The organism is Nonomuraea sp. NPDC050227 (genome assembly GCF_044459705.1).
Taxonomy (GTDB): domain Bacteria; phylum Actinomycetota; class Actinomycetes; order Streptosporangiales; family Streptosporangiaceae; genus Nonomuraea.
Window position 1 is genome coordinate 790,193 of sequence record NZ_JBITJF010000003.1, and the last position, 19,844, is coordinate 810,036.

The 19,844-nt window shown below is 71.0% G+C and carries 18 protein-coding genes; 8 read left to right on the plus strand and 10 right to left on the minus strand.

The window, feature by feature from the left end:
• Positions 1 to 84: 84 nt before the first annotated feature.
• From ACIBK9_RS15940 to prcB, 3 genes are all read right to left on the minus strand, one after another.
• Positions 85 to 645, minus strand: a complete 561-nt coding sequence (locus ACIBK9_RS15940; RefSeq protein ID WP_397158703.1) for a hypothetical protein — start codon at positions 643 to 645, stop codon at positions 85 to 87.
• A 152-nt stretch (positions 646 to 797) separates the two neighbouring features.
• Positions 798 to 1,652, minus strand: coding sequence for a proteasome subunit alpha (prcA, locus tag ACIBK9_RS15945; RefSeq protein WP_397158705.1), 855 nt, complete (start codon positions 1,650 to 1,652; stop codon positions 798 to 800).
• A 21-nt stretch (positions 1,653 to 1,673) separates the two neighbouring features.
• Positions 1,674 to 2,522, minus strand: coding sequence for a proteasome subunit beta (prcB, locus tag ACIBK9_RS15950; protein ID WP_397158707.1), 849 nt, complete (start codon positions 2,520 to 2,522; stop codon positions 1,674 to 1,676).
• 170 nt (positions 2,523 to 2,692) lie between these two features.
• Here prcB and ACIBK9_RS15955 point away from each other — a divergent pair, with 170 nt between their 5' ends.
• From ACIBK9_RS15955 to ACIBK9_RS15975, 5 genes are read left to right on the plus strand one after another with little or no spacing between them, the layout of a single operon-like run.
• Positions 2,693 to 4,057, plus strand: a complete 1,365-nt coding sequence (locus ACIBK9_RS15955; protein ID WP_397158710.1) for an extracellular solute-binding protein — start codon at positions 2,693 to 2,695, stop codon at positions 4,055 to 4,057.
• On the plus strand, positions 4,032 to 4,958 hold the full coding sequence (locus tag ACIBK9_RS15960) for a carbohydrate ABC transporter permease (RefSeq protein ID WP_397158712.1): 927 nt from the start codon (positions 4,032 to 4,034) through the stop codon (positions 4,956 to 4,958). The genes ACIBK9_RS15955 and ACIBK9_RS15960 overlap by 26 nt, the downstream gene beginning before the upstream one ends.
• Positions 4,955 to 5,773, plus strand: a complete 819-nt coding sequence (locus ACIBK9_RS15965) for a carbohydrate ABC transporter permease (protein WP_352364067.1) — start codon at positions 4,955 to 4,957, stop codon at positions 5,771 to 5,773. The genes ACIBK9_RS15960 and ACIBK9_RS15965 overlap by 4 nt, the downstream gene beginning before the upstream one ends.
• Positions 5,770 to 6,816 carry an ABC transporter ATP-binding protein gene (locus ACIBK9_RS15970; RefSeq protein ID WP_397158714.1) on the plus strand — a complete coding sequence of 349 codons (1,047 nt, stop codon included), beginning with the start codon at positions 5,770 to 5,772 and terminating at the stop codon, positions 6,814 to 6,816. The genes ACIBK9_RS15965 and ACIBK9_RS15970 overlap by 4 nt, the downstream gene beginning before the upstream one ends.
• A 32-nt stretch (positions 6,817 to 6,848) precedes the next feature.
• On the plus strand, positions 6,849 to 7,895 hold the full coding sequence (locus tag ACIBK9_RS15975) for a DNA polymerase IV (protein ID WP_397158716.1): 1,047 nt from the start codon (positions 6,849 to 6,851) through the stop codon (positions 7,893 to 7,895).
• An 85-nt stretch (positions 7,896 to 7,980) separates the two neighbouring features.
• Here the strand turns inward: ACIBK9_RS15975 and ACIBK9_RS15980 are convergent, their stop codons facing one another.
• Entirely contained in the window at positions 7,981 to 8,190 is a 210-nt protein-coding gene (locus ACIBK9_RS15980; RefSeq protein WP_132622197.1) for a ubiquitin-like protein Pup, read from the minus strand.
• 149 nt (positions 8,191 to 8,339) lie between these two features.
• On the opposite strand from ACIBK9_RS15980, the gene ACIBK9_RS15985 reads away from it, so the two are divergent.
• Positions 8,340 to 8,744 (plus strand): hypothetical protein, encoded by a 405-nt coding sequence (locus ACIBK9_RS15985; RefSeq protein ID WP_352327589.1) that lies wholly within the window; start codon positions 8,340 to 8,342, stop codon positions 8,742 to 8,744.
• Positions 8,745 to 8,769: 25 nt separating this feature from the next.
• Here ACIBK9_RS15985 and dop read toward each other — a convergent pair whose 3' ends face one another.
• The 6 genes from dop to ACIBK9_RS16015 all read right to left on the minus strand — a co-directional run bounded on the left by dop (position 8,770) and on the right by ACIBK9_RS16015 (position 17,830).
• On the minus strand, positions 8,770 to 10,287 hold the full coding sequence (gene dop, locus ACIBK9_RS15990; protein ID WP_358299020.1) for a depupylase/deamidase Dop: 1,518 nt from the start codon (positions 10,285 to 10,287) through the stop codon (positions 8,770 to 8,772).
• Positions 10,288 to 10,373: 86 nt separating this feature from the next.
• A complete protein-coding gene (locus ACIBK9_RS15995) occupies positions 10,374 to 11,453 on the minus strand; it encodes an acyltransferase family protein (protein WP_397158719.1) in 1,080 nt (359 codons plus the stop codon).
• Positions 11,454 to 11,519: 66 nt separating this feature from the next.
• Positions 11,520 to 12,539: a pyridoxal-phosphate dependent enzyme gene (locus ACIBK9_RS16000; RefSeq protein ID WP_397158721.1), complete on the minus strand. Its 1,020-nt coding sequence runs from the start codon at positions 12,537 to 12,539 to the stop codon at positions 11,520 to 11,522.
• 65 nt (positions 12,540 to 12,604) lie between these two features.
• Complete coding sequence (gene hypF, locus ACIBK9_RS16005; RefSeq protein ID WP_397158723.1) at positions 12,605 to 14,863, minus strand: carbamoyltransferase HypF; 2,259 nt, start codon at positions 14,861 to 14,863, stop codon at positions 12,605 to 12,607.
• A gap of 147 nt (positions 14,864 to 15,010) precedes the next feature.
• Positions 15,011 to 16,774, minus strand: coding sequence for a proteasome ATPase (arc, locus tag ACIBK9_RS16010; protein WP_358299011.1), 1,764 nt, complete (start codon positions 16,772 to 16,774; stop codon positions 15,011 to 15,013).
• Positions 16,775 to 16,978: 204 nt separating this feature from the next.
• The gene (locus ACIBK9_RS16015) at positions 16,979 to 17,830 is read right to left on the minus strand and encodes a tRNA (adenine-N1)-methyltransferase (RefSeq protein WP_352326892.1); all 852 of its coding nucleotides are present in this window, start codon (positions 17,828 to 17,830) and stop codon (positions 16,979 to 16,981) included.
• 55 nt (positions 17,831 to 17,885) lie between these two features.
• Here ACIBK9_RS16015 and ACIBK9_RS16020 point away from each other — a divergent pair, with 55 nt between their 5' ends.
• The gene (locus ACIBK9_RS16020; RefSeq protein ID WP_397158726.1) at positions 17,886 to 18,977 is read left to right on the plus strand and encodes a GNAT family N-acetyltransferase; all 1,092 of its coding nucleotides are present in this window, start codon (positions 17,886 to 17,888) and stop codon (positions 18,975 to 18,977) included.
• Between the two features lie 189 nt (positions 18,978 to 19,166).
• Entirely contained in the window at positions 19,167 to 19,637 is a 471-nt protein-coding gene (locus ACIBK9_RS16025) for a hypothetical protein (protein ID WP_397158728.1), read from the plus strand.
• Positions 19,638 to 19,844: the final 207 nt, after the last annotated feature.

Sequence of the window (19,844 nt, forward strand, 5' to 3'; positions counted from 1 at the left end):
TTTCCGGCGGACGTCCCATTTGCCAGATTTGCTGGGTGGGTTTTACCAGGTCCGCGCCCGCCCCCGCGAAGCGCGGAGCCGGGATCACGGGGTGTAGATCTCCTGCACCTTGACGATCTTGCCCTGGTGCACCGTGATGAGCGACGGCTGCCGCTGCTTGTCGTGCCGCTTGACCAGCACGGACGCGGGGCAGCGCTTGGCGCCCAGGCCGGTGTTGCGGTCGACGGTCATGGCCGCCATCACCGGCTTGCAGCCGTAGGCCGACAGGAAGACGACGTCCTTGGCGATCGGGGAGGCGTAGGCCGTCACGTCGCCCTCGGGCGGGCCGACGAAGTAGCCCTCGGTGGTCTTGGACCGCTTCCACTTGATGGGCTCGTACTCGGCGACGCCGTCGCGCACGTCGGTGATCCAGCCGCGCAGGATGCCGTTGCGGCGGGAGTGGATGCCCTTGGTGAAGTCGTGGCCGGGGTCGGCCTGGAAGCTCGTGCCGAAGATCGCGGGCTTCTTGTACGCCGGGTAGGCGGTGGCGGCCTGGCTCGCCGTGGCGGTGGCGGTGGCGGTGGCGGCGTGGGCGGCGACGCCGGAGGCCAGCAGCGCGGCGGCGGCGGTGCCGCCGGCGAGGAGGGTGCGCATCGTTGTGTTCACGCTTGCTGAGATCCCACCTCGCGCCCCGGGGTTCACCGCCATGCCGGTGATACAGGTCACACAGCGCGAGCCCTGGCGCGGGCGGTGAGCTCAAGGGAAGGGGCGAGAGCCGTCATGGCGGCCCTCGCCCCTTCCCTGCGGTCTTCGAAGGCTCAGAGCGGCCCGGAGCCGTCGTCGACGTCGCCTTCGGGGCCCGTGGGCGGACCGGTCGGCGGCGCGGCGGGCGGCGTGGCGGGCGGGGTCTCAGGCGCCGTCTCGGACGACTCCGCGGCGGGCCCGGTCGGCGGGGCCTCGGGCGGGGTGGCGGGCTGCGCGGCGGACGTCGTCGTCTGGGCGAGCAGGCGCTCCAGCCGCGCGCCCGTCAGCCGCAGGAACTTGCGGTGCTCGCGGTTGCGGTCGAGCACCGCGACCTCCAGCTGGGTGACCGGCGGCCGCTCGCCGCCCGGCTCGGTGAGCGCGGCCAGCGCCACCTCAAGGGCGTCGGCCAGCGACATCGACTCGCGGTAGCGCTCCTTCAGCCGCCCGGCCACGGCGTCGGCCTGGCCGCCCATGGCCGCGAAGCCGTGCTCGTCGAACACCGAGCCGTCGAAGGTCAGCCGGTAGATGGCGTCGCCGTCGGGCGTGTCGCCGACCTCGGCGACGACGACCTCCACCTCCAGCGACTTGATCGACTCGGTGAAGATGCGGCCCAGGTTGGAGGCGTAGAGGTTGGCCAGCCCGCGGCCGGTCACGTCGGAGCGGTCGTAGGTGTAGCCGTTGATGTCGGCGTAGCGGATGCCGCCGAGGCGCAGCTCCTCGAACTCGTTGTAGCGGCCGACGGCGGCGAACCCGATGCGGTCGTAGATCTCGCTGATCTTGTGCAGCGCCCGCGACGGGTTGGGCGCCACGAACAGGATGCCGTCGACGTACTGCAACACGACGACCGACCGGCCCCGCGCGATGCCCTTGCGCGCGTAGTCGGCCTTGTCCCGCATGATCTGCTCAGGGGACGCATATCCAAAAGGCATGGACACGGGCAGTGGTCCTTTCTAGCGCAGCGGGGCGATGGGGCCGTCGGGCGAGATCATCCGCGCCTCCAGCATCTGTTCGACCTTGGCGGCCACCTGCTGGTCGGTCAGCCTGCGGAAGCCGTCGGCGTCGATCATCGACACGATCGGCCAGATCTTCCTGGACACGTCGGGCCCGCCGGTCGCCGAGTCGTCGTCGGCCGCGTCGTAGAGGGCCTGGATCACCGTCATCACCATGTCGTCGGCCGAGGCGCCGTCGCGGTAGAGCTTCTTCAGCGAGCCGCGGGCGAAGATCGAGCCGGAGCCGATGGCGTCGTACCGGTCGCGCTCGTAGGGGCCGCCCGCCACGTCGTAGCTGAAGATGCGGCCCTCGTCGCGGTCGGGGTCGTAGGCCGCGAACAGCGGCACCACCACCAGGCCCTGCATCGCCATGCCGAGGTTGCCGCGGATCATGGTGGCCAGGCGGTTGGCCTTGCCCGCCACCGAGAGCGTGCGGCCCTCCATCTTCTCGTAGTGCTCCAGCTCCACGCGGTAGAGGCGGGCCATCTCGATGCCGGTGCTGGCCGTGCCCGCGATGCCCATGCACGAGTAGTCGTCGGAGCGGAACACCTTCTCGATGTCACGCTGCGAGATGATGTTCCCCGACGTGGCCCGCCGGTCGCCCGCCATCACCACGCCGCCGGCGAAGGTGGCGGCCACGATCGTGGTCGCGTGCGGGACCTGGTCGCCGATCGGAGTGGCCAGCGCCTGGTGACGCTGCGGCAGCAACTCGGGCGCGTAAGAGCCGACGAACTCGGTGAACGAGGAGTTCCCTGAGTTTCGGAAAAGCTGGTCCACCAGGCCGACGGGCAGATCCCTGTTCGGTGCCACGCGACTCCCTCCCAACATCAGTGTCTCTAGGCCGACCCTACTCATGTTGCGTTGCTGTCTGCACTTCCCACGATCAGCTCACGGCGAACCGTTCATCAGATCGTTTCTTTACGCCCGCCACACCCCGTGCGATTGTCGGTATGTCTGCACGTCCTGAACAGGAGGCCGACTTGCGACTTCCCAGCCGGCCCGCGCTCGTCGCGGCCGCAGCCGTCCTGGCCCTCACCTCCTGCGGCTCCGGCACCCAGTCCGGGGGCAGCATCACCCTCACCATCACCGCCAACTCCATCGAGGGCGGCAAGAACTCCGAGTCCGCCGCCTGGATCAAGAAGTGGGTCATCCCCGAGTTCGAGAAGACCCACCAGAACGTCAAGGTGCTCTTCCAGGGCAACGGCGTGGACGACGAGCAGTACAAGACCAAGATCGCCCTCGACCTCAAGTCCAGGACCGGGGCCGACGTCATCGACCTCGACGGCATCTGGGTCGGCGAGTTCGCCCAGGCCGGATACATCAAGCCGCTCACCGAGGTCGGCGGCGCCGGCGTCGAGCAGTGGGAGGGCTGGTCGCAGATCCCGCAGGCCGTCCAGGGCCTCGGCATCTTCGACGGCAAGAAGTACGGCCTGCCCCAGGGCACCGACGGCCGCGTGCTGTACTACAACAAGGCGCTGTTCAGGAAGGCCGGGCTGCCCGAGACCTGGCAGCCGACCAGCTGGCAGCAGATCATCGACGCCGGCGTCAAGCTCAAGGCCGCCGGGGTGCCCACGCCCCTCCAGATCGACGCCGGCACCGCCATGGGCGAGGCCACCACCATGCAGGGCGTGCTGCCGTTGCTGGCCGGCGCCGGGGCGGAGATCTACGCCTCGGGCAAGTGGACCGGCGCCTCCCAGGCCGTCAAGGACGTCCTCGGCTTCTACCAGCAGGTCTACGGCGGCAGCGGGCTCGGCGACCCCAAGCTCCAGCAGGAGGCCAAGGGCCGCGACAAGTCCTTCGCGCAGTTCGCCGCCGGCAAGATCGCCATCCTGGCCGAGAGCGACTACTTCTGGCGCTCGGTCATCGAGCCCAAGGCCGGGGTCGCCCCCATGCCCGACCGCGACCAGGTCGTCGGCTACGCCAAGATCCCGGCCAGGCAGCCCGGCGGCGGCATCCGCGGCCAGGACTTCGTCAGCATGTCCGGCGGGGCGGTCCGCGTGCTCAACCCCTTCTCCAAGAACCCCAAGGCGGCCTGGGAGCTGCTGGCCTTCATGCACTCGGCCGCCGCGACCAAGTCGCAGCTGGCCGGGCAGGCCCGCGTCAGCGCCCGCACCGACGTCAACGAAGAGGTGCTGAGCGCCGACCCCATGCTCAAGTTCGTCGCCGACGAGGTGCTGCCCATCACCGCCTACCGGCCGGGCCTGGCCGTCTACCCGCAGGTCTCCACCGCCCTGCAGGAGGCCACCGCGGCCGTGGTGGCCGGGAAGAGCGCCGAAGAGGCGGCCGCGGCGTACCGGAGCAAGCTGGAGGGACTGGTCGGTGGCGCGGCCAACGTCGGCGGCTGACGCCGCCGGACTGGGCCGGGGCGGGGCGGTCGCGTTCGTCCTGCCCGCCCTGGTCCTGATCGGCGTCTTCCTGCTCTTCCCTGCCCTGTGGACCATCTACCTCGGCCTGACCGACTACCGGCTGACCGGCCTGGCCGCCGCCGACCCCCAGGTCGTCGGACTGGACAACTACACCGCCGCGCTCGCCGACCCCCGATTCCTGTCCTCGCTGTGGCTCACCCTGCTGTACGTCGGCGGCTCGGCCGTCGTCGGGCAGGCCGGGCTGGGCTTCGCCCTGGCCTGGATCCTGCGCTCGCGCACCGGCCCGCTGCGCCGGGTCGTCGAGGGCGCGGTGCTGCTGTCGTGGATCCTGCCCAGCACCGTGGTCGGCATGTTGTGGTTCGCGCTGCTCGACCGCGACGACGGCACGCTCAACGCCCTGCTGCACACGCCCGGGTTCGCCTGGCTGCTGGACTACCCGCTGCTGTCGATCATCGTCTTCAACGTGTGGCGCGGCACCGCGTTCTCGATGATGCTCTACTCGGCCGCCCTGGAGAACGTGCCGCCCTCGCACCTGGAGACCGCCCGGCTGGCCGGCGCGAGCGTGCCGCAGCAGCTGCGCGACGTGGTGCTGCCCGCCATCAGGCGGCACGTCCTGACGAACCTGCTGCTGATCAGCCTGTGGACGTTCAACGACTTCACGCCGTTCGTGCTGACCGGCGGCGGGCCCGAGGGCCGCTCGGAGATCCTGCCCGTGTACGTCTACCGCGTCGCCCTCCAGGACGGGCAGCTCGGCGTGGGCGCCGCCATCTCCTTCCTCATCCTGCTGATCAACCTCGTCTTCGCCCTGGCCTACCTGCGGTTGCTGCGCGGACGTCGCCGCACGCGGGAGGTCGCCGCCGCCGGAGGACCGCCCGCATGATCCGCCACACGCTCGGACGGCTGGCCGCCACCGTGTTCGTCGCCGTCGTCCTGGCCTTCTTCGCGCTGCCCATGCTCTGGCTGGCCAGCGCGCCCTTCGACGACACGCCGACGATCACCACGTCGATCCCCGAGTTCACGTTGCGCAACTTCGCCGCCGTCCTGGACAACCCGTACGCGCTGGGCTCGATCCGCAACTCACTCATCCAGGGGGGCGGGGCGGCGGTGCTGGTCGTCGTCCTGTCGGCGCTGGCCGCCTACGCCCTGTCGCGGGTGCGGCTGCCCGGCCGCGACGTGCTGCTCTACCTGCTCCTGCTGCTGTCGTCCGTGGTCACCGGCACCGCGGCGATGGTGCCGATCTTCGAGCTGGCCACCCGGCTCGGCCTCATCGACACCCATCTCGGCGTCGTCCTCGTGGTCTCGGCCGGTCTGCTGCCCGCCGCGATCTTCATCCTGAAGGACTTCATGGACGAGACGCCCACCTCCTACGAGGAGTCGGCCCGGGTCTTCGGCGCCTCGTCGCTGCAGATCCTGCGGCACATCGTGGTCCCGCTCGTCCGGCCGGGGCTGGCCACCATCGCCGTGTGGGCGCTGGCCAGCGTGTGGGGCGGGTTCCTGTTCCAGTTCATCCTGCTGCGCGACCCCGAGAAGGCGCCCGGCTCGATCATCCTCTACACGCTCTACACCGAGGGCGGCGCGCCCCGGCTCGACCTCATCTCCGCCTTCTCGCTGCTGTACTCCCTGCCGGTGGTGCTGATGTACCTGTTCGTCTCCCAGCGGTACGGTTTCCGCTTCCACGGAGGAATCAAGCGTTGATCTCCCTGCACGGCCTGACCAAGGTGTTCCCCGGGGGCGTGCGCGCGCTCGACGACCTCGCCCTCACCGTCGAGGACGGCGAGTTCTTCGCCCTGCTCGGCCCCTCCGGCTGCGGCAAGACCACCCTCCTGCGCAGCATCGCCGGCCTGGAGACCCCCACTTCCGGGACCGTCGCCATCAACGGCAAGGACGTCACCGCGCTGCCGCCGGGCGAGCGCGACGTCGCCATGGTCTTCCAGGACTACGCGATCTTCCCCCACATGGACGTCACCGCCAACATCGCCTACCCGCTGCGCATCAGGAAGGTCCCCCGCGCCCGCCGGACGGAGAAGGCGGCCGAGGTCGCGGCCCGGCTCAGCCTCACCGAGCTGCTGCTGCGGCGTCCGTCCGAGCTGTCCGGCGGCCAGCAGCAGCGGGTGGCGCTGGCCCGCGCGATCGCCTGCCATCCGGCCGCGTTCCTGTTCGACGAGCCGCTGTCCAACCTCGACGCCCGCCTGCGTCTGGAGGCGCGCACCTTCCTCAAGCGGCTGCAGCGGGAGCTGGCCGTCACCACCGTGTTCGTCACCCACGACCAGGCCGAGGCGCTCGCGCTGGCCGACCGTATCGCCGTCATGTCCAGGGGCTCGATGATCCAGGTCGGCACCCCGGCGGAGATCTTCCACCGGCCGGCCACCACGTTCGTGGCCTCCTTCATCGGCTCCACCCCGATGAACCTGCTGCCCGCCCAGGTCACCGGCTCCGGGCTCAAGGTGGCCGGCGCCCTGCGCCCCCTGCCCGACGGCCTGACCCCGGACGACGACGCCCCCGTGACGTACGGCGTGCGCCCGGAGTACATGGACCTGTCCCCCGCCGAGCGCCCCGACGCCTTCCCGGGCGTGGTCTCCGTCCTGGAGAACATGGGCACCCACACCCTCATCACCCTGGAGTCGCCGGACGCGCTCATCCAGGCCGTCGTGCCGGAGGGCGAGGAGCCGCCGCTCGGCGCCGCCCGCTGGGCCGTGCCGCGCCGCGCCCTGGTCTACCGCGACGACCGGCTGCTGTGACCCCGGGGCGGCCCGCCTCGCATACTGGACTCATGGCCAGGTCCTGGATCCTGCACGTCGACCTCGACCAGTTCATCGCCGCCGTCGAGCTGCTGCGCCATCCCGAGCTACGCGGCAGGCCCGTCGTCGTGGGGGGTTCCGGCGACCCCGCCCAGCCGCGCACGGTCGCCGCGACCGCCACCTACGAGGCCCGCGCGCACGGCGTGCACTCCGGCATGCCGCTGCGCACCGCGCTGCGGCGCTGCCCCGACGCCGTCTTCCTGCCCAGCGACCCGCCCGCCTACGAGGCCGCCTCCGAGCGCGTCATGGCCGCCCTGCGCGAGCTGCCGGTGCTGGTGGAGGTCTGGGGCTGGGACGAGGCGTTCGTCGGCGCCACGACCGACGACCCCGAGGCGCTGGCGGCCGACCTGCGGCGGGTCGTGCTCGACCGCACCACGCTGAGCTGCTCGGTCGGCATCGGCGACAACAAGCACCAGGCCAAGCTCGCCTCGGCCTTCGCCAAACCGGCCGGCGTCTACCGCCTGACCGGCGAGAACTGGGCCGAGGTGATGAACGACCGGCCGACCGACGCGCTGTGGGGCATCGGCGCCCGGACGGCGAAGAAGCTCGCCGGGCTCGGCCTGCGCACGGTCGCCGACCTGGCCGCCGCCGACCCCGCCGAGCTGGCCCGGGCCTTCGGCCCGGTGAACGGCCCCTGGTTCCACTACCTGGCCCTCGGCAAGGGCGAGGCCGAGGTGGACACCACTCCCTGGGTGGCCCGCGGTCACAGCCGCGAGATCACCTTTCCCCGTGACCTCACCGATCGGGAGGCCGTCGCCGGCCAGGTGGCCGACCTCGCCGGGCAGGTCGCCCGCGACGCCGTGGCGGCGGGGCGTCTCTGCGCGCGGGTGACGGTCAAGGTGCGCTTCACCCCGTTCCTGACCCGTACCCGGCAGTGCACGCTCCCCGAGCCCACGGCCGACGCCGGCGCGCTGACCGAGGCGGCGCTCGCCGCTCTGGGCCGCTTCGACCTGGACCGCCCGGTCCGGCTGCTCGGCGTGGCGGTCGACTACACGGCGCCCGACCGAACTCCTGGCTGAGTGCCAGAGGAGTGAGCCCCGGCCGCATCGGCCGGGGCTCCTCCTTCCCCATGGTCAGAGCGGTGAGGACAAGGCCCTACTGGCCCTACTCGCCACCCTTTTGCACATAGGAACGCACGAATTCCTCTGCGTTCTCTTCGAGTACTTCGTCGATTTCGTCCAGGATCGCGTCGACATCGTCAGTGAGCTTCTCCTGTCGCTCCTGCACGTCCGGCGCCGCCGAGGCCTCGGTCTCCTCAACTTCGGCCTCACGCCGGCCGGTCTGCTTCTGCCCGCCGGTGTCCTTGGTTGCCATGTCCTACCTCCGCTTGGGGGACTGCCTCTAAGGCATATCTTCCCCGAACCGGACGACATTTCGCGTCGAACACCCTGCGATCTTGGCGGCTTGACTGGATAGCACTCCTATCCAATAATGGATCCACCTCTACACAAGGAGATCCCGACATGTCGCCTTCGTCGCTGCACACGGCAGGTGTGCTCCTCATCACAGTCCCCGGCGTCGCGTTCGGCGGCGTGACGCTGCTGCGTTTCCTCATGCGCAACGAGCCGGGCTATCTGGACAACCCCGTCCGCAGGGGCCTGTGGCGGGCCGGGCACGCGCACGCGGGCGTCCTGGTGCTGTTCAGCCTGGTCGCGATGGTGTACGTGGACCAGGCGAGCCTGTCCGAAGGCGTGAAGGCGCTGACGCGCACGCTCATCGTGGCCGCGCCCATCCTGATGCCGCTGGGCTTCTTCCTGTCGGTGCTGCGTCCGCGCGACACCAAGCCGAACCGGCTGATCTGGCTGACCGCGGTGGGCGGCGCGTCGCTGGCCGCGGGCACGCTGACGCTCGGCATCGGCCTGCTGTGAGCCCCGGGACGGCCCGGGGCCCCGGCTACTCCCCGGTGCCGGTCAGCGCCGCGACCAGCTCGGCCGCGGTGCGGCAGCGGTCGAAGAGCTCGCCGACGTGGGCCTTGGTGCCGCGCAGCGGTTCGAGCGTGGGCACGCGCTGCAGGGACTCCCGGCCGGGGATGTCGAAGATCACCGAGTCCCAGGAGGCGGCGGCCACCGACTCGCTGTACTGGCTCAGGCAGCGCCCGCGGAAGTAGGCGCGGGTGTCGGTCGGCGGCAGCTCGATCGCGCGCTCGACCTCCTCCTCGCTGATCAGGCGCTGCATGCGCCCGCGCGCCACGAGCCGGTTGTACAGGCCGCGGTCGGGGCGGATGTCGGAGTACTGGAGGTCGACGAGCTGCAGCCGCGGGTGGGACCAGGGCAGGCTGTCGCGGGTGCGGTAGCCCTCCAGCAGCTCCAGCTTGGCGACCCAGTCGAGCTCGCGCGAGAGCTGCATCGGGTCCTCGGCCAGGCGCGTGAGCACGGACTCCCAGCGGTCGAGGACGTCCTTGTTCATCTCGTCCTGGGCGGTGCCGCGTTCCTCGACGTACTTGCGGGCCTGCTCCAGGTACTCCATCTGGAGCTGCACGGCGGTGAGCCTGCGGCCGTCGCGCATCGGGATCTCGTAGCGGCAGGTCGGGTCGTGGCTGACCGCCCGCAGCGACTGAACGGGGTTCTCCACGGCCAGGTCGCGGGTCAGGAAGCCCTCTTCGATCATGGCCAGGACGAGCGCGGTGGAGCCGAGCTTGAGATAGGTGGAGATCTCCGACATGTTGGCGTCGCCGATGATCACGTGCAGCCGGCGGTACTTCTCGGGGTCGGCGTGCGGCTCGTCGCGGGTGTTGATGATGGGCCGCTTGAGCGTGGTCTCCAGGCCCACCTCGACCTCGAAGAAGTCGGCGCGCTGGCTGATCTGGAAGCCCTCGCCGCGGGAGTCCTGGCCGATGCCGACCTTGCCCGCGCCGGTGACGACCTGCCGCGAGACGAAGAACGGCGTCAGGTGCCGGACGATGTCGGCGAACGGCGTGGCCCGCCGCATCAGGTAGTTCTCGTGGCAGCCGTAGGAGGCGCCCTTGGCGTCGGTGTTGTTCTTGTAGAGCTGGATCGGCGCGTTGGACGGGATCGCCGAGGCGCGGGTGGCCGCGTCGTACATCACGCGCTCGCCGGCCTTGTCCCAGATGACCGCGGCCCGCGGGTTGGTGCACTCCGGCGAGGAGTACTCCGGGTGGGCGTGGTCGACGTAGAGCCTGGCCCCGTTGGTGAGGATGACGTTGGCCAGCCCGAGGTCCTCGTCGGTGAGCTGGCTGGGATCGGCGACCTCGCGGGCCAGGTCGAAGCCGCGCGCGTCGCGCAGCGGGTTCTCCTCCTCGAAGTCCCATCGCGCTCTGCGCGCGCGGGCCGCCGAGGCGGCCAGGTAGGCGTTCACGACCTGGGAGGAGGTCACCATCGCGTTGGCGCCTGGCTGACCTGGTACGGAGATGCCGTATTCGGTCTCGATGCCCATCACCCGACGCACCGTCATGCAACACCCTCTGTTCGTCCGGATCTGCCTATCCGCCGTTTATATGCCCGAGCCTATGCCCTTCACAGTGCCCCGAGGCCACAGAGTTATGGCACCGACGCCTTCTGAATCTGTACGGCGGAGCTTGTTGTGGTTTGCGGTGATCTGCGGGGCTTGAGGAGTCGCTGGATCGGCCGTTCGGCAAAGGAGTAGATCAGATACGACAGCACGACGGCGGCCAGCGTCGTGACCAGGGCCACCGTCCAGGGGGGCAGGTCGCCGGTGAGCAGCGGGATGAGCGCCGCCGCGACGACCCCATGGAAGAGGTAAAGCGGGTAAGTGGTGGCGCCCAGCGCGGTGAGCGTCCTGGAGGGTTTGAGGCGGATCAGGCCGAGGGCGACCAGGGCCATGGCGGCGAAGATCAGGGTGAGGGTGACGATCACGCTGGTGTCGGTGACGGGCATGTTCTTGAACCCGGCGGCGTCGATGCGGCGGTGCACGCGGCCCAGCGCGGCGGGAATGGCCATGGCGTATCCGGCGGCGACGTACAGCCACGGGAGCAGGGCCTTGCGGTTCTGGTGGATGAGATACAGGGCCATGCCGGCGACGAAATAGGGGGCGTAGTCGGGCATGACGATCTCCTTCAGCAGATCGTTCTCCACGAACCTGGCGGCCAGCGCGGCGGCCAGCCAGACGCCCGAGAAGACCAAAACGCGCCCGTACGTGACGCCGGCGATCACCAGGATCGCGATCAGCAGGTAGAAGCGCAGCTCGGCCCAGAGCGACCAGTAGACGCCGCTGGCGTCGGCCACCTTGAACAGCCGCTGGAACATGGTGGCGTTCACCAGGTACTGCCCTGGTGAAAGTTTTGGGTCCAGCGCGGTGGCTCCGGTCAGCCCGTACAGGGCCGCCACCGCGCCCAGGCTCAGCCAGTACGCCGGGTAGAGCCGCACCAGCCGCGACCGGGCGAACGCCCCGAGCCCCCGCCCCCACACGGTCATGAGGATGACGAACCCGCTGATGACGAAGAACAGCTCGACGCCGAGGATGCCCAGCCCGGCGAAGGGCGCCAGCGCGGGGAACAGCGCGGCGGGCCTGGCCCCCCAGACCGAGGCGAAGGCCACCAGGTAGTGGAAGGCGACGACCGCCAGGGCGGCGAGGAAGCGCAGCAGGTCGAGCTCGGCCAACCGGCCGTCTCCCCGAGCATGCTTTGGCCGGTTAGCTTGATGCACGCCCTTTTGACGACCCGCTGATCACTTTGGTTCCACGGGTCCCTCTGTTCCCACCAGCAACACGCGTGCGGACGGGCCGAGCGCGATCGCCTCGCGGGTGCCCGGGTCGAGGGCGAGCAGCCCGGCGGCCCCCGCCGCGCCGCACTCCGACAGCGCCACCCCGTGCTCGGCCAGCAGCGCGGCGGCCTCGGCGGCCTGCTCGTCGGCCACGGTGACGAACAGGTCGGCCTGGCGGCTCAGCAGGTCGAAGGCGATCAGGGACGGTTCCAGGCAGTCGAGCCTGCCCAGGCGCGTGGGCGAACCGGTCGCGTGCACCGGCCGTCCCGCGCGGGCGCTCTCCAGCAGGCAGGGCGCGCCATCGGGCTCGACCACGACGATCCTCGGCTGCTCGCCCCAGCGGTCGCGCGTGTACCCGGCCGCGGCGGCGGCCAGCCCGCCCACCCCGGCCTGCACGAACACGTGGGTGGGCGGGATCTCGATCTCGTCGAACAGGACGGTGTAGCCGCGCATCACGTCCAGGGGGATGTCGTCGTAGCCCTCCCAGGAGGTGTCGGCGACCAGGCGCCAGCCGTGCTCCTGGGAGGCGTGCAGGGCGGCGGCCAGGCTGGCGTCGTAGTCGCCGCCCTCGCGGCGGACCTCGGCGTCCAGGGCGCGCAGCCGGTGCGCGAACGGCTCGGGCACCTGCTCGCTGAGGTAGACGACGCAGTGCGCGCCGAGCTCCCTGGCCCCGGCCGCGACCGAGATGCCGTGGTTGCCGGCGCTGGCGCAGACGTACGTGGTGCCGCCGCCGTCGCGTTCGGACAGCCGGTGCACGGCGTAGGCCCCGCCGAGCGCCTTGAAGCTGCCCAGGCCCATGCGGCCGCTCTCGTCCTTGACGTGCACGGTGCCCGCCCCGGCCAGATCGGTCAGGGTGTGCACGGGCGTGGGCCGGTAGGCCGGGTGCCGGGCGAAATGGGCGCGGGCGAGCCGGGCGTGCTCCACACCGATCAGCTCACGGTCGCGTTCGGCGTAGGGCGTGCGGCCGGGGTTGAAGAAATGCATGATCGCCATGCTAGGACGGGCCGGGCGGCGTTCCCCGGCACCCGGCGGGCGCGCCCGGCCGCATGTCACGCGGACCGGTCGCGGGCGGCGGCCACGGCGGCCTGGCCGAGGCTGAGGCCGCCGTCGCCGGGCGGCACCCGGGTGTGGGTGAGCACCCGGAACCCGGCCCCGCGCAGGCGCTCGACGGCCCGTTCGAGCAGCAGCGCGTTCTGCAGCACCGAGCCCGACAGCGCCACGGTGTTCAGGCCGGTGCCGTCCCTGAGCATGACGCAGCACCGCACGACGGCGTCGGCCACGCCGTTGTGGAAGCGGCCCGCGATCGAGCCGGTGGCCACCCCGGCCGCGACGTCGGCGGCGGCGGCCCGGACGAGGTCGGCGGCGTGCACGACGAGCAGGTCGCCCTCGGTGATGGTCGCCGGGTACGAGCCGCTCTCGGCCGGGTCGGCGCGCTGTTCGAGCTCGGCGGCCGCCTGCCCCTCGTAGGTGACGGCGTCCCGGATGCCGAGCAGCGCCGAGACGGCGTCGAACAGCGGCCCGGCGCTGGAGGTCATGGGCGCGCCCAGCCCGGTGCGGGTCCGGGCGAGCACGTCGGGCCAGTGGGCGGCGTTGCGGCGGACGACGTCCAGGCCGGGGTGCTCGTCGCGCAGGTAGGCGGCGGCCATGCGCCACGGCTGGCGGGCCGCGGCGCCGCCGCCGGGCATCGGGACCAGGGCCAGGTGGCCGAGCCGGTGGCAGGAGGTCAGGTCGGCGCGCAGGAACTCGCCGCCCCAAAGCGTGCCGTCGAGGCCGTGGCCGGGGCCGTCGAGGGCCACGCCGATCACCGGGCCCGTCTCGCCGTTGTCGGCCAGGCAGGAGGCGATGTGGGCGTGGTGGTGCTGGACGCCGACCAGCTCGACGCCGGTCAGCTCCAGGGCGTGCCTGGTGGACAGGTAGCCGGGGTCGAGGTCGTGGGCGACGACCTCGGGACGGATGTCGAACAGGCCGCAGAAGTGGTCGATGCCCTCGACGAAGGAGCGCAGGGTCTCCTGGTCGTCCAGGTCGCCGATGTGCTGGGACAGGAACGCGCGCCGGCCGCGTACCAGGCAGAAGGTGCTGCGCAGCTCGGCGCCGCAGGCCAGCACCGGGCGGGGCGCGGGACGGCGCAGCGTGAGCGGCTCGGGCGCATGGCCGCGGGCGCGGCGCAGCACGGTGTGCCCGCCGGACCAGGGGCGCAGCACCGAGTCGTCGGCGGGCACGTGGATGGCCCGGTCGTGGACCAGGAAGGCGTCGGCGATGCCGCCGAGCCGGGTGACCGCGTCGGCGTCCTCGTAGGCGAGGGGTTCGTCGCCGACGCTGCCGCTGGTCAGGACGATGGGCTCGGCCAGCTCCGCGAGCAGCAGGTGGTGCAGCGGCGTGCAGGGCAGCATCAGGCCGAGGTCGCGGCTGCCGGGCGCGACGGCGTCGGCGACGGGCGCGCCGGGCAGCCGGGGCAGCAGCACGATCGGGCGCGCGCGGCCGGTGAGCAGCGCGGCGCCCTGCCCGTCGACCGCGCACAGCCGGCGGGCCTGGTCGAGGTCGGCGACCATGACGGCGAACGGCTTCTCCGCGCGGTGCTTGCGGGCCCGCAGCGCCGCGGCGGCCTCCTGGTGGGCGGCGGGCACGGCCAGGTGGAACCCGCCCAGCCCCTTGACGGCGACGACGCGGCCGGCCCGCAGCAGGGTCGCGCAGGCGCTGACCGGGTCGCCGCACAGCTCGGCGCCGCGGGCGTCCAGCAGGCGCAGGGACGGGCCGCAGGCCGGGCAGCAGGTGGACTCGGCGCGGAAGTGGCGGTCGCCGGGGTCGTGGTACTCGGCCGAGCAGCCGGCGCACATCGCGAACCCGGCCATGGTGGTCAGCAGCCGGTCGTAGGGCACGCCGCGCACGACGGTGAAGCGCGGCCCGCAGTTGGCGCAGGCGATGAACGGGTAGCGGTGACGGCGGCCGGCCGGGTCGGCCAGCTCGCGCAGGCAGTCGTCGCAGGTGGCCAGGTCGGCCGGGACGAGGGCGCGGCGCGGGCCGGCCGGGTCGCCGGCGGCGATGCTGAAGCCCCGGTGGCCGGCGGGCGCGCCGCTGACGACGGTGACGCTCTCGATCTCCGACAGGGCGGGCGCGTCGCGCTCCAGCGCGGTCAGGAACTCCTCGACCCCGGCCAGGGCGCCCTCGACCTCGATGAACACCCCCTCGACGTCGTTGCGCACGCGGCCGGCCAGGCCGAGCCTGCTGGCCAGCGAATACACGAAGGGGCGGAACCCCACGCCCTGGACGACGCCTTCGACGCGGACGTCCACCCGTTTACGGACGGTCACAGGCCCCAGTGTGCGCCTCGCCGGGGCGGCTTGTACGCCGGATGAGGCGTGTCGCGGCCTTCCTCTCAGGAAGTCAACGTGCCCATCTCCCCCGGTGGGCATGGAAAGGGCCGCGCGGACGGCCGCGCGGCCCTTTCCAGACGTTCCCTACAGGTACTGGCCGGTGTTGGCGACCGTGTCGATCGAACGGCCGGCCTCGGTGCCCTGCTTGCCGGAGACCAGCGTGCGGATGTAGACGATCCGCTCGCCCTTCTTGCCGGAGATGCGGGCCCAGTCGTCGGGGTTGGTGGTGTTGGGCAGGTCTTCGTTCTCGGAGAACTCGTCGACGCAGGCGGTGAGCAGGTGTTGCACCCGCAGGCCCTTCTGTCCGCTCTCCAGGAACTGCTTGATGGCCATCTTCTTGCCCCGGTCGACGATGTTCTGGATCATCGCGCCGGAGTTGAAGTCCTTGAAGTAGAGGACTTCCTTGTCACCGTTGGCGTAGGTCACCTCGAGGAAGCGGTTCTCCTCACTCTCGGTGTACATGCGCTCCACCACACTCTGGATCATGCCGTGGATGGTCGCCTCGCGAGAGTCGCCGTGCTCGGACAGATCGTCGGGGTGCAGGGGAAGCTCGGCCAGCAGGTACTTGGAGAAGATGTCCTTGGCCGCCTCGGCGTCGGGCCGCTCGATCTTGATCTTCACGTCCAGGCGGCCCGGCCGCAGGATCGCGGGGTCGATCATGTCCTCGCGGTTGGAGGCGCCGATCACGATGACGTTCTCCAGGCCCTCGACGCCGTCGATCTCCGACAGCAGCTGAGGGACGATGGTGTTCTCCACGTCGGACGAGACGCCGGAGCCTCGGGTGCGGAAGATCGAGTCCATCTCGTCGAAGAACACGATCACCGGGGTGCCCTCGGAGGCCTTCTCACGGGCCCGCTGGAAGACCAGGCGGATGTGCCGCTCGGTCTCGCCGACGTACTTGTTGAGCAGCTCCGGGCCCTTGATGTTGAGGAAGAAGCTCTTGCCGGACTGGCCGGTCTTCTCCGCGACCTGCTTGGCCAGGGAGTTGGCGACCGCCTTGGCGATGAGCGTCTTGCCGCAGCCGGGCGGGCCGTAGAGCAGCACGCCCTTCGGGGGACGGAGCTTGTGCTCGCGGAACAGGTCGGCGTGCAGGTAGGGCAGCTCGATGGCGTCCCTGATCTGCTCGATCTGCCGCATGAGCCCGCCGATCTCCTCGTAGGAGATGTCGGGGACCTCCTCGAGCACGAGCTCTTCGACTTCGGACTTGGGTATGCGCTCGTAGACGTAGCCGGAGCGGGGTTCGAGCAGGAGCGAGTCACCGGCCCTGATGGGCTGGCCGACCAGCGAGTCGGCCAGTCGCACGACGCGCTCCTCGTCGGCGTGCGAGATGACCAGGGCCCGCCTGCCCTCGTCCAGCAGTTCCTTGAGCATGACGATCTCGCCGACCTCTTCGTAGCCGAGCGCCTCGACCACGTTGAGTGCTTCGTTGAGCATGACCTCCTGGCCACGCCTCAGCGAGTCGACGTCGACGGCGGGGCTGACGTTCACCCGGAGCTTGCGCCCTCCGGTGAACACCTCGATCGTGCCGTCTTCTCGGGCTTCAAGGAAGGTGCCGAAGCCGGACGGCGGCTGCGCCAGCCGGTCGACCTCCTCCTTGAGAGCGACGATCTGGTCCCGGGCCTCCTTGAGTGTGGCCACCAGGCGCTCGTTCTGGCCTGTCACGGCCGCGAGATTCGCCTGTGCCTCATGGAGACGTTCTTCGAGGACTCTGGCCTGACGGGGTGACTCGGCCAGCTTCCGCCTCAGCGCGGTGATCTCCTCCTGGAGGAAGGAGACCTGTGTTGAAAGATCAGCGACCTCCCGTTCGCGCTGCGCGGCTCGAGCCTCAGCATCATCGCGAGCTGCCACGCCCCGTCACCTCCTTCCCAGTCGAGGGCGACTACTAAGGACCTTACCTATCTCGGGCCCCTCCGTAACCTGGCCGGGCAGTGTTCGTCGAGTGACATGCAGTATTCGGTGAATAATCCCCAATGGTGCGTTTAATACTCCCAGCATATGAACACGGCGATCTGTTCCCGTGTCACGCACCAACGCACCCTCGTGGCCAAATTGTCATAGTTCCTCGGTGGTTCCCTTCGGTCGGCGGCGTCGCGGCGGCGGCGTCACTCCGTCTGCCATGCGGCGGGCGCTGACGAGGAAGCCGGTGTGGCCGATCATCCGATGATCGGGACGAACCGCGAGCCCTTCGACATGCCAGTCGCGAACCAGGGTCTCCCACGCATGAGGCTCGGTGAAACACCCGTGATCGCGAATGGCCTCCACGGTCTTGGACATCTGGGTGGTGGTGGCGACATAGCAGCAGATGACGCCGCCCGGCGTGAGGGCCTTGGCGGCGGCGTCGACGCACTCCCAGGGGGCCAGCATGTCGAGGATGACGCGGTCGACGTCGGCCTCGTCGATCGAGGAGACCAGGTCGCCGACGACCAGGCGCCAGTTGTCCTCCATCGGGTCGCCGAAGAACTTCTCCACGTTCTTGCGGGCCACCTCGGAGAACTCCTCGCGGCGCTCGTAGGAGGTGACGTGGCCCTCGGGGCCGACGGCGCGCAGCAGGAAGCAGGTCAGGGCGCCGGAGCCGACGCCGGCCTCGATCACCCGGGCGCCGGGGAAGACGTCGGCCATGCCGACGATCATCGAGGCGTCCTTGGGGTAGATGACGGCCGCGCCGCGCGGCATCGCGAGCGTGTAGTCCTGGAGCAGGTGGCGGAAGGCGAGGTAGGCGGTGCCGCCGGAGGACCGCACGACGGAGCCTTCAGGCTGCCCGATCAGCTCGCTGTGCGGGATGGCGCCCTTGTGCGTGTGGAAGACGCCGTCCTGCTTGAGCGTGATCGTGTGGCGCTTGTTCTTGGGGTCGGTGAGCTGCACCTGATCCCCTGCCTGGAACGGCCCATGCCTGCGGAAACCCATGTCGGCAAGGTTATATGGGTTTCTCACGCCTCCGGACGCACGGTATCTATGGGGGATGCTCCCGCGCGACGTGATCTCCACCGGTCCCCTCATCCTGCGAATGCCCGCCGACCCCGACGCCGAGGCGATCGCGCGCATGATGGACGATCCCGTCACCGCCCGGCATCTGCCGCTGCTGCCGTCGCCGTACCGGGTCGAGGACGCCCGCGCGTACCTGAAGTTCGCCGAGGACAAGTGGGCGTCGGGCGGCGCGGAGTGGGCCGTCACCGAGGACGGCCGCTACGCCGGCGCGATCGGGGTCCGCCCGCCCGACCGCTGGGGCACGGCCGAGATCGGTTACGTGGTGGCGCCGTGGGCGCGCGGCAGGGGCGTGGCCGCCCGGGCCGCCAGGGCGGTGTCCGACTGGCTCACCGACCAGGGTGTGCACCGGGTGGAGCTGCAGGCCGAGGTGGAGAACGTGGCCAGCCTCAGGGTGGCGCTCAGGGCCGGGTTCCGCGAGGAGGGCCGGCGGCGCAAGGCCAAGCGGCTGCGCGACGGGCGGTGGGCCGACCTGGTGTCCTTCGCCCGGATCGCCGGGGAGCCGGCCGCGGCCGAGGAGCCGTACCTGCCCTTCTTCGACGGCGGCGAGCTGACCGACGGCGTGGTGCGGCTCGTGCCGCTCTCGGTGGAGGACGCCCCGGAGTACCACCGGATGATGTGCGACCCGAGCGTGACCGCCTACTCCCTGACCCCGCCCGCCTCCCTGGAGGAGGACGAGCAGCGCTGCCGCTGCACCGGCTACTGGTGGGTCACCGGGCAGCGGATCGAACTGGCGGTCCGGGACGCCGCCACCGGCGCGTTCGCCGGGCACCTCCAGCTCATGCAGGTCGTCCCCGTGCTCGGGCAGGCCATGATCGGCTACTCGCTGGTGCCGGATTTCCGCGGCAGGGGGTTCATGACCCGCGCGGTGCGGCTGCTGGTCGACTGGGCGTTCGCGCGCACGGCCCTGCACCGGGTGGTGGCGGGCACCGACGTGGTGAACGCGGCCTCGCACGCGGTGCTGGAACGTGCCGGTTTCAGCAGGGAGAGCCTGCACCGGGAGCTGTTCCCGAAGCCGGACGGCACGCGGGCGGACGACGTGGAGTGGGTGCGGCTGCGCTCGTCGTGAACGGCTCTACCGGCTCTGCCTGCGAAATGCGGAAAAATCGCAATTTCCTGTTGAGGGGTAGTCAAGAGCCGCGTCGAGGGTGATACTCCGGGGCACCGTTCGGAGTTTCGCGTGATCGGGCCGCGCGATCTCTTCCCCCCTCCACCCGAGGGAATCACCGCGATGCCAAACAACCGTGTCGATATCGCCATGCGTGAACTCATCACCGCGTTCTCCTGCCTGGAGGTCGCCGACGTGATCGATCGGCTCGCGCGCGCCGCGGCGGCCGTGGCGGGCACCGCGTACGCGGGGTTCGTGCACGTGGACGCACTGCGGCGGGACGCCCGTCCGCTGCACGTCCACGCGCCGCCGGGAGACCCGCTGCGGGTGCGGCGCTGGTTGTCGGGGTCCGGGGTGCTGAAGGAGCTGGCCACCGCGGAGGGGTCGCTCCGGCTGGCGCGGGACGAGACGATGGGCGAGCCGGGGTTCCTGGCCGTGCCGGTGCCGGCGCAGGTCCGCGACCACACGTTCGTGTGGGTGGCGGGACGGGGGTTCCAGGAGGGGGACGAACACCTGCTGAGCCGGTACGCGACGGCGGCGGGACGGGCGGTGGAGGGGGCCCGCGGCCTGGAGGCGGCCGTGCGCCTGCTGCGCGGCGTACGCACCTTCCGCCCCACCTGACCCCCAGCCCAGCCACCCTCCCGGACCGCCCGCCCCTCCGGGCATGGGCCGCCCCTTCCGAACCCCACCCCCCTCGAAACACCTGCACCTTCGGGCCTGCCGCCCTTCGGGGCGGGCTGCACGTCCGGGACACCCACCCTCTCGGAACGGCTGCACCTTCGGCCCCGCCACCTCTTCGGGACGGGCTGCACCTTCGGAACGCCCGCC

What these genes read in the sequence shown, in the direction of transcription:
- prcA (WP_397158705.1), bottom strand. Translation starts at nt 1,652, where the DNA reads ATGCCTTTTGGATATGCGTCCCCTGAGCAGATCATGCGGGACAAGGCC.
- ACIBK9_RS15965 (WP_352364067.1), top strand. Translation starts at nt 4,955, where the DNA reads ATGATCCGCCACACGCTCGGACGGCTGGCCGCCACCGTGTTCGTCGCC.
- ACIBK9_RS15975 (WP_397158716.1), top strand. Translation starts at nt 6,849, where the DNA reads ATGGCCAGGTCCTGGATCCTGCACGTCGACCTCGACCAGTTCATCGCC.
- ACIBK9_RS15980 (WP_132622197.1), bottom strand. Translation starts at nt 8,190, where the DNA reads ATGGCAACCAAGGACACCGGCGGGCAGAAGCAGACCGGCCGGCGTGAG.
- ACIBK9_RS15985 (WP_352327589.1), top strand. Translation starts at nt 8,340, where the DNA reads ATGTCGCCTTCGTCGCTGCACACGGCAGGTGTGCTCCTCATCACAGTC.
- dop (WP_358299020.1), bottom strand. Translation starts at nt 10,287, where the DNA reads ATGACGGTGCGTCGGGTGATGGGCATCGAGACCGAATACGGCATCTCC.
- ACIBK9_RS16000 (WP_397158721.1), bottom strand. Translation starts at nt 12,539, where the DNA reads ATGCATTTCTTCAACCCCGGCCGCACGCCCTACGCCGAACGCGACCGT.
- ACIBK9_RS16015 (WP_352326892.1), bottom strand. Translation starts at nt 17,830, where the DNA reads ATGGGTTTCCGCAGGCATGGGCCGTTCCAGGCAGGGGATCAGGTGCAG.
- ACIBK9_RS16020 (WP_397158726.1), top strand. Translation starts at nt 17,886, where the DNA reads ATGCTCCCGCGCGACGTGATCTCCACCGGTCCCCTCATCCTGCGAATG.
- ACIBK9_RS16025 (WP_397158728.1), top strand. Translation starts at nt 19,167, where the DNA reads ATGCGTGAACTCATCACCGCGTTCTCCTGCCTGGAGGTCGCCGACGTG.